At 48.1% G+C, this 13117-nt stretch carries 15 protein-coding genes; 9 read left to right on the forward strand and 6 right to left on the reverse strand.

Going from position 1 to position 13117, the window contains the following annotated elements; all coding sequences use genetic code 11:
• Positions 1–159: 159 nt before the first annotated feature.
• From ACOJUO_RS00240 to ACOJUO_RS00255, 4 genes are all read left to right on the forward strand, one after another.
• Complete coding sequence (locus ACOJUO_RS00240; protein ID WP_422138611.1) at positions 160–2136, forward strand: amidase; 1977 nt, start codon at positions 160–162, stop codon at positions 2134–2136.
• 102 nt (positions 2137–2238) lie between these two features.
• Positions 2239–3312 carry an SbmA/BacA-like family transporter gene (locus ACOJUO_RS00245; protein ID WP_422138612.1) on the forward strand — a complete coding sequence of 358 codons (1074 nt, stop codon included), beginning with the start codon at positions 2239–2241 and terminating at the stop codon, positions 3310–3312.
• A 152-nt stretch (positions 3313–3464) separates the two neighbouring features.
• The gene (locus ACOJUO_RS00250) at positions 3465–3941 is read left to right on the forward strand and encodes an RING finger domain-containing protein (RefSeq protein WP_422134713.1); all 477 of its coding nucleotides are present in this window, start codon (positions 3465–3467) and stop codon (positions 3939–3941) included.
• Between the two features lie 203 nt (positions 3942–4144).
• Positions 4145–4600: a DUF29 domain-containing protein gene (locus ACOJUO_RS00255; protein WP_422134714.1), complete on the forward strand. Its 456-nt coding sequence runs from the start codon at positions 4145–4147 to the stop codon at positions 4598–4600.
• A gap of 115 nt (positions 4601–4715) precedes the next feature.
• Here the strand turns inward: ACOJUO_RS00255 and ACOJUO_RS00260 are convergent, their stop codons facing one another.
• The 6 genes from ACOJUO_RS00260 to argR all read right to left on the reverse strand — a co-directional run bounded on the left by ACOJUO_RS00260 (position 4716) and on the right by argR (position 8891).
• Positions 4716–5297, reverse strand: coding sequence for a PqiC family protein (locus ACOJUO_RS00260; protein WP_422138613.1), 582 nt, complete (start codon positions 5295–5297; stop codon positions 4716–4718).
• Positions 5298–5301: 4 nt separating this feature from the next.
• Positions 5302–6270, reverse strand: coding sequence for an MlaD family protein (locus ACOJUO_RS00265; protein WP_422134716.1), 969 nt, complete (start codon positions 6268–6270; stop codon positions 5302–5304).
• Positions 6267–7100 carry an ABC transporter ATP-binding protein gene (locus ACOJUO_RS00270; protein WP_422138614.1) on the reverse strand — a complete coding sequence of 278 codons (834 nt, stop codon included), beginning with the start codon at positions 7098–7100 and terminating at the stop codon, positions 6267–6269. Before ACOJUO_RS00270 ends, ACOJUO_RS00265 begins: the two co-directional genes overlap by 4 nt.
• Before the next feature lie 2 nt (positions 7101–7102).
• Positions 7103–8224, reverse strand: a complete 1122-nt coding sequence (locus ACOJUO_RS00275) for an ABC transporter permease (RefSeq protein WP_422134718.1) — start codon at positions 8222–8224, stop codon at positions 7103–7105.
• A complete protein-coding gene (locus tag ACOJUO_RS00280; RefSeq protein WP_422138615.1) occupies positions 8193–8348 on the reverse strand; it encodes a hypothetical protein in 156 nt (51 codons plus the stop codon). The genes ACOJUO_RS00275 and ACOJUO_RS00280 overlap by 32 nt, the downstream gene beginning before the upstream one ends.
• A gap of 84 nt (positions 8349–8432) precedes the next feature.
• The gene (gene argR / locus ACOJUO_RS00285; protein WP_422134720.1) at positions 8433–8891 is read right to left on the reverse strand and encodes a transcriptional regulator ArgR; all 459 of its coding nucleotides are present in this window, start codon (positions 8889–8891) and stop codon (positions 8433–8435) included.
• A 377-nt stretch (positions 8892–9268) separates the two neighbouring features.
• Here argR and ACOJUO_RS00290 point away from each other — a divergent pair, with 377 nt between their 5' ends.
• The 5 genes from ACOJUO_RS00290 (at position 9269) to ACOJUO_RS00310 (ending at position 13113) form a co-directional block, all read left to right on the forward strand.
• Entirely contained in the window at positions 9269–10006 is a 738-nt protein-coding gene (locus tag ACOJUO_RS00290; RefSeq protein ID WP_422134721.1) for an ATP-binding cassette domain-containing protein, read from the forward strand.
• A gap of 187 nt (positions 10007–10193) precedes the next feature.
• The gene (locus ACOJUO_RS00295) at positions 10194–10970 is read left to right on the forward strand and encodes a lysine/arginine/ornithine ABC transporter substrate-binding protein (RefSeq protein ID WP_422134722.1); all 777 of its coding nucleotides are present in this window, start codon (positions 10194–10196) and stop codon (positions 10968–10970) included.
• 53 nt (positions 10971–11023) lie between these two features.
• Entirely contained in the window at positions 11024–11686 is a 663-nt protein-coding gene (gene artQ, locus ACOJUO_RS00300; protein ID WP_422138616.1) for an arginine ABC transporter permease ArtQ, read from the forward strand.
• Positions 11686–12363, forward strand: coding sequence for an arginine ABC transporter permease ArtM (artM, locus tag ACOJUO_RS00305; protein ID WP_422134724.1), 678 nt, complete (start codon positions 11686–11688; stop codon positions 12361–12363). The genes artQ and artM overlap by 1 nt, the downstream gene beginning before the upstream one ends.
• Positions 12364–12420: 57 nt before the next feature.
• The gene (locus ACOJUO_RS00310; protein ID WP_422138617.1) at positions 12421–13113 is read left to right on the forward strand and encodes an HD domain-containing protein; all 693 of its coding nucleotides are present in this window, start codon (positions 12421–12423) and stop codon (positions 13111–13113) included.
• Positions 13114–13117 lie beyond the last annotated feature (4 nt).

A 13117-nucleotide genomic window follows, 5' to 3' on the forward strand; every position in this document is an offset into this window, starting at 1 on the left:
TTTCGCAGCACTGCTGCTTCCGCTGCCGTCCAGGAGTTTAGTGGCACCCTCGTTTGGGCGAGGGTTTGAACGTTTTTGCTAAAATGGCTCAGACTCCGAATGTTCTATACTGGGCTCCTGTTGAAAAAATTGTTAATGATAATCTATTGAGGAACTCTAATGCGGCGTTCAGGTGTAGCTCTTGTATTCACTCTTCTTGTGATGGCAACCGGCAGTAATGGCTATGACTTATCTGACCCTACTCTTGTTGATATTTATAACCCTTACCGGCAAAAGCCTTATATTTCCTGGGACTATTACCCAGACTGGCTAAGCTCTTCACAAAACCTTTCCGGATTCTGGCTGTCCTTTGTTCGAAGTTGGGTAGTGGGTCATGGGACTGTTGATCGACAGATTGAGTTCGTCAAAAGTCAGTTGGTCATGAGTGGCATAAACCCTGAAGACCCTGTGCTTTTCTCTGAGGCAGAATTGACGGCTCTCAATCCAGGTATTCCGGACAAGCCAGAACGGGCTCCTTTTGAAGAGACAGCTTCTGAAGAGACACCTTCTGAAGAGAGAGGCTCTCGTGGCAGCACAACTGGCAAGATATCCGAACTTTTTGATCGTGCCGGTGGCATTGATGATATTCAGCAATTGTTTGCAGAACAAAAACTAACCCCTTCCAGGCTGGTTGAAAATATTTATGACTGGTACGAAAAAAAACTGCCAGAAAGCATGAAGGATGTACTGATTGAGCAAAACAAAGATCTCGCCATGCGTATGGCCAGGGCCTCCGATCAGCGGTGGCTAAAGTGTATTTCAGCGTATAATGGAGTTATTGAAGAGTGTAAAAAGCAACGGATTATCAGCGAGTTGGAAGGTATTCCTATTGCTGTAAAATCAGAAGTCAATGTTGCAGGCTATTACGCGACCGCTGGCGTTAATCGAAAAAAAATAGCCGATCAATCGCTTTTTCCCATTGTCACTGAAGAGACTGAATCTGAAGTGGTACGATTGTTAAAGCATGAGGGTGTTATTATCCTGGGCCTAACCAATCAACATCTTTTCGGGCTTGGGGCAACGGGAGAAAACCCCCACTTTCCCGGGATCTCTAATCGATTCAGTTCTTTCCATGTCGCGGGTGGATCATCCAGTGGCAGTGCCCTGATGGTTGCCCTTGGCCTGTCGCCATTAACAGTAGGGACTGATGGTGGTGGCTCTGTATCCATTCCTGCCTCATTAAATGGTTTACCCGGTCTCAAGCCCACATCTGACAAGTTGTCCACCAAAAATTACATCAACGCTGAGTTAGACATGGTAGCTATTGGGCTCATCGGTAAGCGTTTTAAAGATATTGCTCTGGGCTATCAGGTTGCAAGCGGACGTCATCCCACCCTTCAAGTAGCTGAAGCTTTGAAGACTCTAAAAATAGGCCTTGATCCTGACTGGCTTGAACATGCAGACAAAGAAGTTTCAGAGAAAACATTTGAATGTCTCGACCGATTAGGAACCCGACTTAAAAAACTGCAAAATCGCAAAGACAACCTGTTCGTCAAAATGCAGTTTACCTCTGAGAATTTCAGAAAACGGCTCTGGGCAACCCATATAACCCTGTTTGGGAGCTGGGCAGCGAAAGGGAATCTCAATTTTTTGGGCAAAGGTATACCTTATGAAACTGAAATGGCCCTGTTAATGGGCAAAGCCCTGTCTAATGAACAGGCCGAACGAGCCAGACAGAACCAGAAAGTGCTGGCAGATCACTTTGAAAAAAATATCTTCTCAAAGGTTGATGTTATTGCAATGCCAACAACGTTAACGCCTGCTCCGGCCAGAGTGAACCACTGGCTAACAAATACCGCTGGCGAGTTGAATTTAGCCAAAGCTTACCTTCTGGCATTTAATACTTCACTGGCCAACCTGACAGGAGGTCCCAGGGTGACCATTCCCTGCGGCTTTAATCATGAAAACCTGCCTTTTGGCCTTCAGTTAATGGGAGCAATTGACAGCGAATATCTGTTGCTTGCCATTGGCAGTTTGCTTGAACAGGAGATGGCTGAAGAACTCATGAAAAAGGCGGAGAGCAATACGTTTTTGAAAGGTTTTAAACCCCATGAAAAACCATCCCCTGATGCTCATCTGCCCCATAAAGATTTATAGCTATTGTAAACAGGCTGATAGCGGCTGCTGCACCAAAAAATGAACGATTCGAATCCTCAACTGTCTAAAGTTATGTACACAATGCAGTAGAGGAGTGCAGGGATGTTGAAGTGCTTTTTCTTGTCAAAACAATGGGCTATATGGGCCTGGGGAGGGCTTCTCGGGCTGCTGGCTTCTATATTTATTGAAGTCAGCATGATGGTCAGAATGAATGAATGGTATGGCGAGATGTGGAATATGATGCAGCTGGCCAAACCGGAAACCATTGACCGTTTCTGGGAACTGATTCTTCTATTCTGCGCCATAGTTTTTCCCTATATTTTACTGAGAACCCTTTCCAGCTTCCTTTCACAGCACTTTTGCTTCCGCTGGCGGCAGGCCATGACCCTCGCTTACCTGCCCTTTTGGCAAAAAGTAGATAGTGACATTGAAGGCGCCTCCCAACGCTTGCAGGAAGATCCCCAGCGTTTTGCCAGAGTTACCGAACTGCTGGCACTGGGACTGTTTCGCTCCATTCTGACATTGATCGCCTTTATCCCCATTCTCTGGACGCTCAGTGAGGAGATTTGTGGCAAGCTGGCGGACTGGCTCAACAGCCCGGCTTTTACGGAGAACTATGATAAAATTCCGCTATCCCTGAAAGGCATGGAAATCATGGGTCAGATACCGGGCTCCCTGCTCTGGTTTTCCTGCCTGTTGTCGTTCAGTGCCATCATCATCTCCTACGCTGTGGGCATCCGCCTGCCCGGCCTTGAATACAACAACCAGAAAGTCGAAGCCCGCTTCAGAAAACAGCTGGTCTATGCTGAAGACGATAAAACCTACGCCAAAACTCCAACGCTGCTGGAGCTGTTTACAGGACTGCGTTTAAACTATTTTCGACTGTTTCTCAACCACTCCTACTTTTCACTCTGGCAGAACTTCTTTTTCCAGTTTGTGTCAATTGCCGACCTGATGGTCATTGGTCCGGGTGTTATTTACGGCATCATCCTGATGGGGACTTTAAACAGAGTGTCCCATGCATTTAGCAGTGTTTCAGACAGCCTTTCCTACTTCACTGAAAACTGGGCAAACGTCACTGAGTTGTTATCCATTATTAAACGCCTGAGAGAGTTTGAAGTGAATATCGGTTATCGTTCTGAATCGGGGTCGTCCGGACTGTTTAAAATTCAATAATAATCTTAACTCTGCGCTGGCGTTGCTCTAGCTCCTGGATCCATGCGCAGCAAATTGGTCGGCCTTCTGGATCTTTCCGGGTCGTTTAATATCCTTCATAACTAAAGCATCGGCCACACTTCAGAAAGCAAATCTATCACGGGCTTAATAATATGAAAATTAATACAATCAGACATTTTTTAATTTTTATAATTATTTTTTTTATTTCAAATGCGGTATCTGCCCAATCAATCTGCCCTATTTGTCTTGAAATATTGCACTATGAGGATAAAGGTATTTCTTTATGCTGTCAGCATACATTTCATGAGCGTTGTATTTCACGCTGGAATAAAAGAGAAAAAAAAGACACATGCCCAATATGCAGAAAGGAACTAATCTACCATCACGATTTGCATATTTTAAAAGCTCATGACTTATGCGGAAAAGTTCCTTACATTAAAATTGAAATCACACCCCACCTTTGCTCTTTTTCTGAACTTTTCTCTGTCAGATCAAGAGTAGATGAGGTTTTATCTGTAATCTTAAAAAAAGAAATTGATATGAGATTGGAAGAAGAAATAGAACGCTTAAGATTGAAGATCATTAATCTACATCTTGTTGACGATGATGACGATGACGATGACTTGTAAAAGCATTACAGTCGTTCTGTGCTATCAAGCTGATTGAAACCGGAATGCTGACCTGCCGTGTAGACGTGTCTGATCCAGTAAAATTGCGGCCCCGGTGCGACCCAATAGCCGGTTCAGTAGCGATCTACGCTGGTTGGTATTGATGGGAATGACATTACAATACTTGTCCTATACTCTGCTGAAATTAACGGGGGAATTACATCATGGATAATGATCAGAAAACACTTTACGAGTCCGACTTCTATAGCTGGACTAAACAGCAGGCTCAACTCATTAAAGAACGCCGGTTCGACGAACTTGATCTCGATAACCTTGCTGAAGAAGTGGAAGATATGGGGAAGTATGAGCCGCGTTCATTAACCAGTCACCTGATGCAACTGCTCATGCACTTATTAAAATGGCAATACCAGCCAGAGCGACGTTCAAGAAGCTGGCGAGACTCCATCATTTTACAAAGAGCCAAGGCTAAAGATTTACTTGATGAAAACCCCGGTCTGAAGCTCAGGAAGGCAGAACTGTATAAAAAAGCCTACCAAAAAGCCGTCGTCCTTGCGGCCAAGCAAACCGAGTTACTCCTTAAAACCTTCCCTTCAGAATGTCCGTGGACGTATGAAGAAGTCATGCACGATGACTTTCTTCCAAAGGACCCGCCGCACTAGTAGGCTGACCGAGAATAGTGCCCGTCTGGGCGACCCCGTCTGGGCGACCCCGTCTGGGCGACCCCGTCTGGGCGACCCCGTCCAGGCGACCCCGTCCAGGCGACCCAACAACTCTTCAATGCTGAGCAACAATGCCCTTCTCTATTTGCTGACTCAGATCAGCCAGCAAATAACTGAAGCTTTCAACCCATTGCTCAGAAGTGCTTCCTTTTGGGAGATTTCTGGTTAACCTGACGGTGCGAAATTCAACGCTTGCCTGTTTTTTAAGGAGGGTAAAACTGGCATCCAGCTCCATGTTATTGCCAGACCAGGCCAGATTATTAATGTCAACTGCCACAGCAATATCAGGTGCCTGACTCCTCAACCAGGGTCCGGCCTGAATATCAGAGTGAGGAAATAATGCCATCAGATTCTGAGTCAGGGTACGTGTGATTGCATCCTGTAGTGGTTCACCCCAACGCTGATTATCGAAGCGGATAAGTTTGTACCCCCCGTCGTTTATAATCAGACCAGATCGATCCATCCAGCCCGGGATTCTGGCCGGAGCCACTCCGATTGACGATACTCTAGTGTGACCGGACTCCCCCTCAACTACCGGCTTCAGAGTGTAGTACTGAAAAGGTCTGACTTGACTCACGCAGGCCGACATAAGAAACACGGCAATCAGAGGCAGAAACCATTTAACATGACTTTTCATGACATTACTCCCCTGTATCTCTGCCCAACAACACTGAACCCGGCTGTTCTTCCAACAACTCTGCCAGCTCCCTGACAGCATCTGCCGAGCGACTGATATCCTTACTGCTGCGATCCAATTGATACATCAGAGGCGAGTCAGGTGCCAGGGTATCACTCAGTTCCATTGTCGTTTGCTCCAGTGCTTTCAGGGCAGCTTCTACAGAGGATAATACCTCGCTTACCCGACCAAGCGTTTTTGGCAGTTCTCTCTCAATAGCCTGAGACATCTGGTTCATGCTATCAGCCATAGGGACAAATTCATCCCTGATGTCTGACATGCTTTTAGCCATATCCTCTGACATAGCCCCAAACTGTGAAAAAGCCTTATTGAGTTTTGTCGGCATCTGCTGAAATGCCTGACTGCTACTGATGGTATTCAGGTTGTGGGCAATACTTTTCAAGTCTGCTATGAGCGCAGGCAGGTTCATTTCGTCCAGATCTTGAGTAATGGTTTCAAAATCAGTGGGCACCGTCGGGAGCTGAGGGTATTGTGTAGAGACAGGAATCGTTCGCGCACTGGTTTTGTAGAAGTCCACTTCGACGTACAACAATCCTGTGAGAAGACTCTGGGTTTTGAGCTTGGCTGCCAGTCCCCGGAACACCAGTTGCTTCATGATATCTTCAGGAACTTTTCCTCCCTTACCAATAACCATGTCCGGATAGATATCGATAATCACCGTATTTAATAACTCTTCCTTGTCCACATACAGCTGGGTGCGGATATCCGTGACTTCACCAATTTTGACCCCTCGCAGCGTAACAGGAGCTCCAATATTCAGACCCATAACACTACTGTCGTAGATCAGCTCATAACGCTCTTTGCTGTGACTGGAGTAACTGCCCTGGCCTACAAACATGGCAAGACCCACTGCCAGTCCGATCATGGTAATCACGAACAGACCGGCAAAAATGGAGTACCTTTTTTTATTCATCGTCCTCTTTCCCCGGAAGCCCGCTGAAAGCTCTTCTCAGAAGCGCGCTGATGGCTCTGCCCTCGGGACAGAAAGTCTCTGACCAGGGGCTGAGAGCTGTGATTCAGCATATAGGACGGAGCCCCCGTATCCAGCTGTGTTTTAGTCTGCGCATCGAGAAATACGCCATTGGAGCCTATGGCAAAAATACTTTCCAGTTCATGGGTTACGATCACAATCGTTACTCCCAGTGACTGACTGAGCTGAAGAATCAGATCGTCCAGCCGCCTGGCACTGAGAGGATCAAGACCGGCTGACGGCTCGTCGAAAAACAGCACGTCAGGGTCCAGAGCCATAGCCCTGGCCAGACCGGCACGCTTGGCCATACCACCACTGATTTGTGACGGATAATAGTTTTCATAGCCTGCCAACCCGACCAGAGCCAGCTTGTAACGCACCAGATCGAATACCTCTGCCGGTTTCATCCGGGTATATTGGGTGAGAGGAAAACCGACATTTTCTGCCAAAGTCATGGCACTGAACAGGGCTCCACTCTGATAAGTGACTCCCCACCGCTTCCGCATTTCCAGCTGCTGGTTGTCTGTGGCAGAAAAATAGTCCCGCCCCTCATAGGCAATGGTTCCGGCGGCTGGCTGATAGAGTCCGATCATATGCTTTAGCAAAGTGCTTTTACCACAACCACTACCTCCCATGATCACAAACACATCGCCTTTGTGAACCTTAAAGGTCAGGTCCTGCTGTATAAGGTTGCTGCCGTATTTCATAGTCAGCTGGCTGACTTCTATTGCTGCGCTTTTTCTATCCGTAGCTTGGGGACCTGGCTGCTCCATTATCAAATACCCATCTGGAAATAGAGAATATTCAGACCTGCATCCGCGACCACCAGATAGACAATAGCAGTAACCACCGCCGTAGTGGTTGCCTTACCCACTGCCGCAGAAGAGCGGCCACAGGCCAGTCCGGCCTGACACCCGGCAAAACTGATCAAAATAGCGAACACCAGACTTTTAAATAAGCCTGTCATCACATCGGCCATGGCGAAGGAACCGGAAAGCTGATGAAAATACTGGGTGAAGGTGATGTCCATACTGAGAGCCACAGCCGAGCCTCCCAGCATTCCCAATACATCGCTATAAAGCGTCAACAATGGCATGGCCACAATAAGGGCCAGCATTCTCGGAAGCACCAGATAATCAACGGTCTTGATGCCCAGCGTGGTAAGAGCATCAACCTCTTCATTGACCTGCATGGTACCCAGCTGTGCGGCGTAGGCAGCGCCTGTTCTACCGGCCATGATGATAGCGGTCATCAAAGCCCCCATTTCCCGCACCATACCAATACCCACCAGATCAGCCACGTAAACTTCAGCACCAAACTGTCGTAACTGGACTGTCCCCAGGTAGGCCAGAATCATGCCTACCAGAAAGCTCAGTAAGGTCACGATGGGTAATGCCGCTGGCCCGGTCTGATGCAAAAACTGAAAAAAGTCACCAGGTCTGACATCGCTGCGCAACCTGAACATTCTGATTATTCCGAGCGTGATATCGCCCAAAAAAAGAACAACATTTTCCAGCCACTGAAACACTCCTTTCGTCAGGAATTGCAGTGACTGCAGTGAAAAAAAAGTCTTTTTAGTCGAAACGTTTTCCACAGGAACTGCGATGGCCAACTGATGAAGGTTCTGGACATCTTCCGGCAACCCGGAGAGTAACAACTTTATATTATTACTATCACAGTGTCGTTGAAGCTTGAGCAACCAGGCACAAAACAGCGAATCCCATTGAAAGGAAGCGTCGGTCAGGAGATCAAGCGTCTGGAGGTCCCCTGAAATCAGTTCAGAAAATAACTGCACAGCATCAGGTAACGCCTGATACCGGTCCCAACTACCGGACAGGATCGCACTCATGTGTTCTGGATTAACGTTATGCGCTATCTTGAAACCGGGTGATGCCATCGACTCTGGAAGCACTGAAAAAATGAGCCACAAGCATATAGACAAAAATGAACCGGGTAAATATGCCTGTGGCAGGCTTTACCCAGCCCATCAGCTCATTCAGCAACAGTTCGGGTCCGCTCAAAATTATTAATTCATTGACGTACAAAACAGCATCTCGCACTCACGTTCTGCGAGGATGTCAATCAGTCCAATGATAATCAGGGTGTTACATAAACAGCTTGACGATACCGTCCTGAAGCCTGTCAATTTCAGCAGAGGAAACGGGAGCTACAAAAATAGTGTCGTCGCCCGCTACACACCCCAGGATACCATCGGAGCGGCCGACGGAATCCAACAGCCGTGCGATCATCTGGGCAGCCCCCGGACTGGTTTTGATCACGATCAACATGCCGTTGTTAGCTACGTCTTCCACCAGATCTCTGACGGCAATATTGGAATCCATTTTCCCCAGTTCCGGGGGCAGACAATACACTTGTTCATTGCGGGCATTGCGAACACGAACAGCACCGTGGCGACAAAGTAACCGGGAAACTTTTGACTGACTGATATTATCAAAGCCCTGACTCTGAAGTTGCTCAACGATCTGGCTTTGGGACCCGCAGCGCTCTTCTTTAAGCAGCTGTCTGAAAGCCTTAATGAGTTCTTCCTGTTTTTGACTGGCCATAACCTTTGTTCATTGCTCCTGAATTCCCAGGCAGTAGTGACCAGAATCCCTGGCCTCTTCTGGATAAAAAAGCACCAATTATGAATAAGTATTCTAAAAATACTTGATTTTATCCATATTCATATAAGAGAATCTATTTTTGTGTGAACCAGTCGTCTGTTCGGCCTATGCTTTTCTGGTAAGAAAGGGTCAAGCTCAACGGACTCCGTCAGCCCTGAAGCCTGCCCATACGATAAAATCGGGACAGGCTTTTTTGTGCAAGCACCACAAACACCTTGCAATGGGCAGTACTCTCACACAGTCATGAGCACAAAAAAACCCGCTGCATCTCATACCCGGCAAAGCGGGAATTCTCACAAAATGGCAGATGAAAGGCAATGGGCATAGTCGTAGAGGGCCTCAGCAAAGCATTTGGCTCCACACAGGTTCTTAAAGATATCAGTTTTAATATTCCCCGGGGTGAAACCACCGTTCTTCTGGGGGCCAGCGGTGCAGGTAAAAGCACCCTGCTGCGCATGCTCAACCTGCTGGAAACACCCGACCAGGGCACCATGAAAATCGCTGATATGGCGTTTAATTTCAACAATGGCCATAACAGCAGGCACCTGAACAAACAGGCTTGCGCCCTGAGACGCAGGGTAGGCATGGTATTTCAACAATACAATCTCTGGCCACATATGACCGTGCTTGGCAATCTGATTGAGGCTCCGGTCGTACAGGGTATGCCCAAAGAACAAGCCACCACCAAAGCCAGAGAACTGCTCGAGCGTGTTGGCCTGTCTGAAAAAGCCCACGCCTGGCCTTCTTCGCTGTCGGGTGGCCAGCAGCAACGGGTAGCTATTGCCCGCTCCCTGATGCTGTCGCCAGACGTTCTTTTATTCGATGAGCCCACTGCTGCTCTTGATCCGGCTATCACCAATCAGGTGGTAGAAGTGATCAGGGAGCTGAGCCAATCTGGTATCACCCAGGTAGTTGTCACTCACGAAGTCGAATTTGCGCGAAAAATTGCCAGCAAGGTGATTTATCTTGAAGATGGTCATATTGTTGAAGATGGATCATCCGATCACTTTGCTCACCCCCGGACAGAGGCTTTTCGCAGCTATCTGGAACATTGACCCACCGGAGACAGTGTCTCCGACCATTGCAGCCAGGTGCTGATGCAGATAAACACTCCTTTCGTCCTGAGCTTTTTGAAGGATGGTGTCACCGCGCTTCAACAAGTCTGCTGTTTATGGAATGGAGCCTTACGCCTGACTGCACTGGCTTGTTTATAGACTTTCATGATTTCTGGAGTATCAAAAAATGAAAAAGATGTTCGCTTCCCTGCTGGCGACCAGTGCTTTGACTGTTGCCACGCTCATTGGCGCTCAATTCACTCAGGCTCAGGCTGTCGAGACTATTCGCTTTGCCACAGAAGCCACTTATCCTCCTTTTGAGTTTGTGGGTAAAGACAATCAACTGGAAGGGTTTGATATTGATCTGGCCAAAGCCATCTGTAACGAACTGAAAGCAGAGTGTACGTTCAGCAATCAGTCCTTTGACAGCCTTATTCCCAGTCTGAAGTTCCGCCGTTTTGACGCAGTGATTTCAGGGATGGACATTACTCCAGACCGTCTCAAGCAAGTCGACTTCAGTGGCCCTTATTATGAGAACTCGGCCATCTTTGTCACCGACAAAAACAAGGGATTAACGTCTATTGAAGCGCTCAAGGGTCACTCTGTGGGTGTTCAGAACGGCTCAACCCATCAACAGTATCTGATCGAAAAGCTGGAGAGTCAGGGTGTTAAGGTCCGTCCTTATGACACATTCCAGAATGCTTTCCTGGATATGACCAGTGGCCGGGTTGATGCGGTCTTCGCCGATACTGCGGTTGCCAGAGAATGGATGAAAGAAAGAGGCGAAGGTCTCTATGCCCAGGCAGGCCCGGAGGTGAAAGATGCAGATTATTTTGGCATCGGCTACGGGATTGCAGTCAGAAAACAGGACAAACTGAAGGAAGAAATTGATTCTGCCCTGAAAAAACTTAAAGAAAACGGCACTTACCAAAAAATCTACGACAAATACTTTAACAAAGCCTGAACTGCATCCTGCCCAGTTGCAGTCTCTTTATTAACTGACAGACCCATGTACCCATGCTTGATCTCTTCTTCAATGCAACTCTGATGACTCTGGGACTGGCGCTTTCTTCCCTGCTTCTGGGCCTGATACTCGCGGCCCTGCTGGCTTTGGGTGAACTGAGCCGTTTCCGGTTGCTTAGATACCTGACCGTTTCATGGGTCACTCTTATCAGAGGAATGCCCGAGATTCTGGTGGTCTTCTTTATCTATTTCGGTGCGACTCACCTGCTCTTTCTGCTTACCGATGAATTTATCGAGATCAGTCCTTTCACAGCCGGTACCGTTGCCCTGTCGCTGATCTTTTCAGCCTATGCCAGCCAGACTCTGCGGGGTGCTTTCATGGCCGTTCCCAGGGGGCAGTCGGAAGCGGCCAAAGCTCTGGGTATCAGCTCTGTCCGCTGTTTTTATCGAGTGATACTGCCCCAGGCCTGGCGCCACGCACTACCCGGGCTGGGCAATCAGTGGCTGGTGCTTCTGAAAGATACGGCACTGGTCGCCCTGATAGGCGTGACGGACCTGCTACGTCAGGCACAACTGGTTTCATCCCAGACTTATGAACCTTTTACCTGGTACGCAACAGCTGGTGCCATCTATCTGCTGATCACCCTGATCAGTCAACATTGCCTGAACAAGATGAAACAGAAAACCAGTCAACATATCAGGACGGTGAACGTATAATGCCGGAATCCTTGTATGAATACCTGCCCCTCCTATCAAGAGGTCTTCAGACCACCCTGGAGTTGACCTTAGTCAGCTTGCTGGCTGGTCTGGTCATGGCCTTGCTTTTTACCCTGATCCTTTCCTTGCGTTTTAAACCTCTGGTCTGGCTGGTTCGCCTGCAAATCCTGATGTTTACAGGCACCCCCCTGCTGGTGCAGATTTTTCTGATTTATTATGGTCCGGCTCAGTTTCCGATCCTACAGGAAACAGTATTCTGGTCATTGCTCAGCGAACCCTGGTTCTGTGCCATGCTGGCTCTGGCCCTGAATAGCGCAGCTTATTCCACTCAACTATTCAAGGGTTCTATTGATGCGGTCTCTGCCGGTGAGTGGGAAGCGGCTATGGCGCTGGGTATGACGCGCCAGCAGGCTTTGACCCGGATCGTTCTGCCCCACGCGATTCGCAGGGCATTGCCAGCCTATGGCAATGAAATGATTCTGGTTATGAAAGGAACCTCACTGGCCAGTACCATTACCTTAATGGACCTCATGGGTTATGCCGCTCGCCTGAATGCCCAAACATACGACACCCTTACAGTTTTCTCACTGGCGGGTCTTATCTACCTGACTCTGACTGGAATCCTGACACTGATAATAAGGTGGATAGAGCGCAGGGCCCTGGCATTTTCCCGCTAAATCGTAAAGGTTTTGCCGCCTGTCAGGGGCGGCAGACAACCTCATCAGGAATATACATTGCAATGTCTACTCCGGCCTCCCAAAATCCTGTCAGCCACTCTGTCATTAATACTATTATTTTCAGGCATTCAGGCTGAAGGTACTGCCCAACCCTGCCGACAGTTCTCCCTGAATGGATATGGACGCGATCAGAGCAAAACCATGCAGAACTGCCTGAACGACATAAAAGCAAAAGCCAGCGTTTTTTATCAGCAGCAGGACCCTTACCACAACCTGAGGCATGGAGAACGAGTGGTAAAATACGCCCTGAAGATCAATCAGTATGAATCGGGTAATTCCTTTCTTGTTGAAGCGGGTGCCTGGCTCCATCAATATCATGACCATCTGGAGCAACTCGATAAACTTTTGAAAGAAACCGGATTGAATCCCGTCGTTCAATCTCAGCTGTACGAGATTGTCAGGCTGTGCCGTCCTCATCTGATTTCCGGGCGTTCCCCCTTAGAGGCGAAAATTGTCTTTGATGCCGATGCCATGGACCTAATGGGAGCCCGGGGCATAGCCCGCGAACTGGCCTGTAACCTTGAAGTCAGAAAATTCCCCTGCGATCAGGCGTTGATGCAAACCCGAAGAGTACAGAACCTTTTTGAAGAAAAACTGATGACCGAAACAGGTCGATCCATGGCTCAAAATGATATCAGAATGGCTCGCCTTTTCTGGCGTAGCTTTGATGAGTCCGAGCGGCCCTTATGAATCA

The organism is Endozoicomonas sp. ALC020 (genome assembly GCF_049275935.1).
Classification (GTDB): domain Bacteria; phylum Pseudomonadota; class Gammaproteobacteria; order Pseudomonadales; family Endozoicomonadaceae; genus Endozoicomonas_A.

Bases quoted from the DNA above. Each gene is read 5' to 3' on its own strand.
- ACOJUO_RS00275 (WP_422134718.1), bottom strand. From the start codon at position 8,224: ATGGCATCACCCGGTTTCAAGATAGCGCATAACGTTAATCCAGAACAC.
- ACOJUO_RS00290 (WP_422134721.1), top strand. From the start codon at position 9,269: ATGGGCATAGTCGTAGAGGGCCTCAGCAAAGCATTTGGCTCCACACAG.
- ACOJUO_RS00270 (WP_422138614.1), bottom strand. From the start codon at position 7,100: ATGGAGCAGCCAGGTCCCCAAGCTACGGATAGAAAAAGCGCAGCAATA.
- ACOJUO_RS00255 (WP_422134714.1), top strand. From the start codon at position 4,145: ATGGATAATGATCAGAAAACACTTTACGAGTCCGACTTCTATAGCTGG.
- argR (WP_422134720.1), bottom strand. From the start codon at position 8,891: ATGGCCAGTCAAAAACAGGAAGAACTCATTAAGGCTTTCAGACAGCTG.
- ACOJUO_RS00240 (WP_422138611.1), top strand. From the start codon at position 160: ATGCGGCGTTCAGGTGTAGCTCTTGTATTCACTCTTCTTGTGATGGCA.
- artM (WP_422134724.1), top strand. From the start codon at position 11,686: ATGCCGGAATCCTTGTATGAATACCTGCCCCTCCTATCAAGAGGTCTT.
- ACOJUO_RS00265 (WP_422134716.1), bottom strand. From the start codon at position 6,270: ATGAATAAAAAAAGGTACTCCATTTTTGCCGGTCTGTTCGTGATTACC.
- ACOJUO_RS00260 (WP_422138613.1), bottom strand. From the start codon at position 5,297: ATGAAAAGTCATGTTAAATGGTTTCTGCCTCTGATTGCCGTGTTTCTT.
- ACOJUO_RS00295 (WP_422134722.1), top strand. From the start codon at position 10,194: ATGAAAAAGATGTTCGCTTCCCTGCTGGCGACCAGTGCTTTGACTGTT.
- ACOJUO_RS00250 (WP_422134713.1), top strand. From the start codon at position 3,465: ATGAAAATTAATACAATCAGACATTTTTTAATTTTTATAATTATTTTT.
- artQ (WP_422138616.1), top strand. From the start codon at position 11,024: ATGCTTGATCTCTTCTTCAATGCAACTCTGATGACTCTGGGACTGGCG.
- ACOJUO_RS00245 (WP_422138612.1), top strand. From the start codon at position 2,239: ATGTTGAAGTGCTTTTTCTTGTCAAAACAATGGGCTATATGGGCCTGG.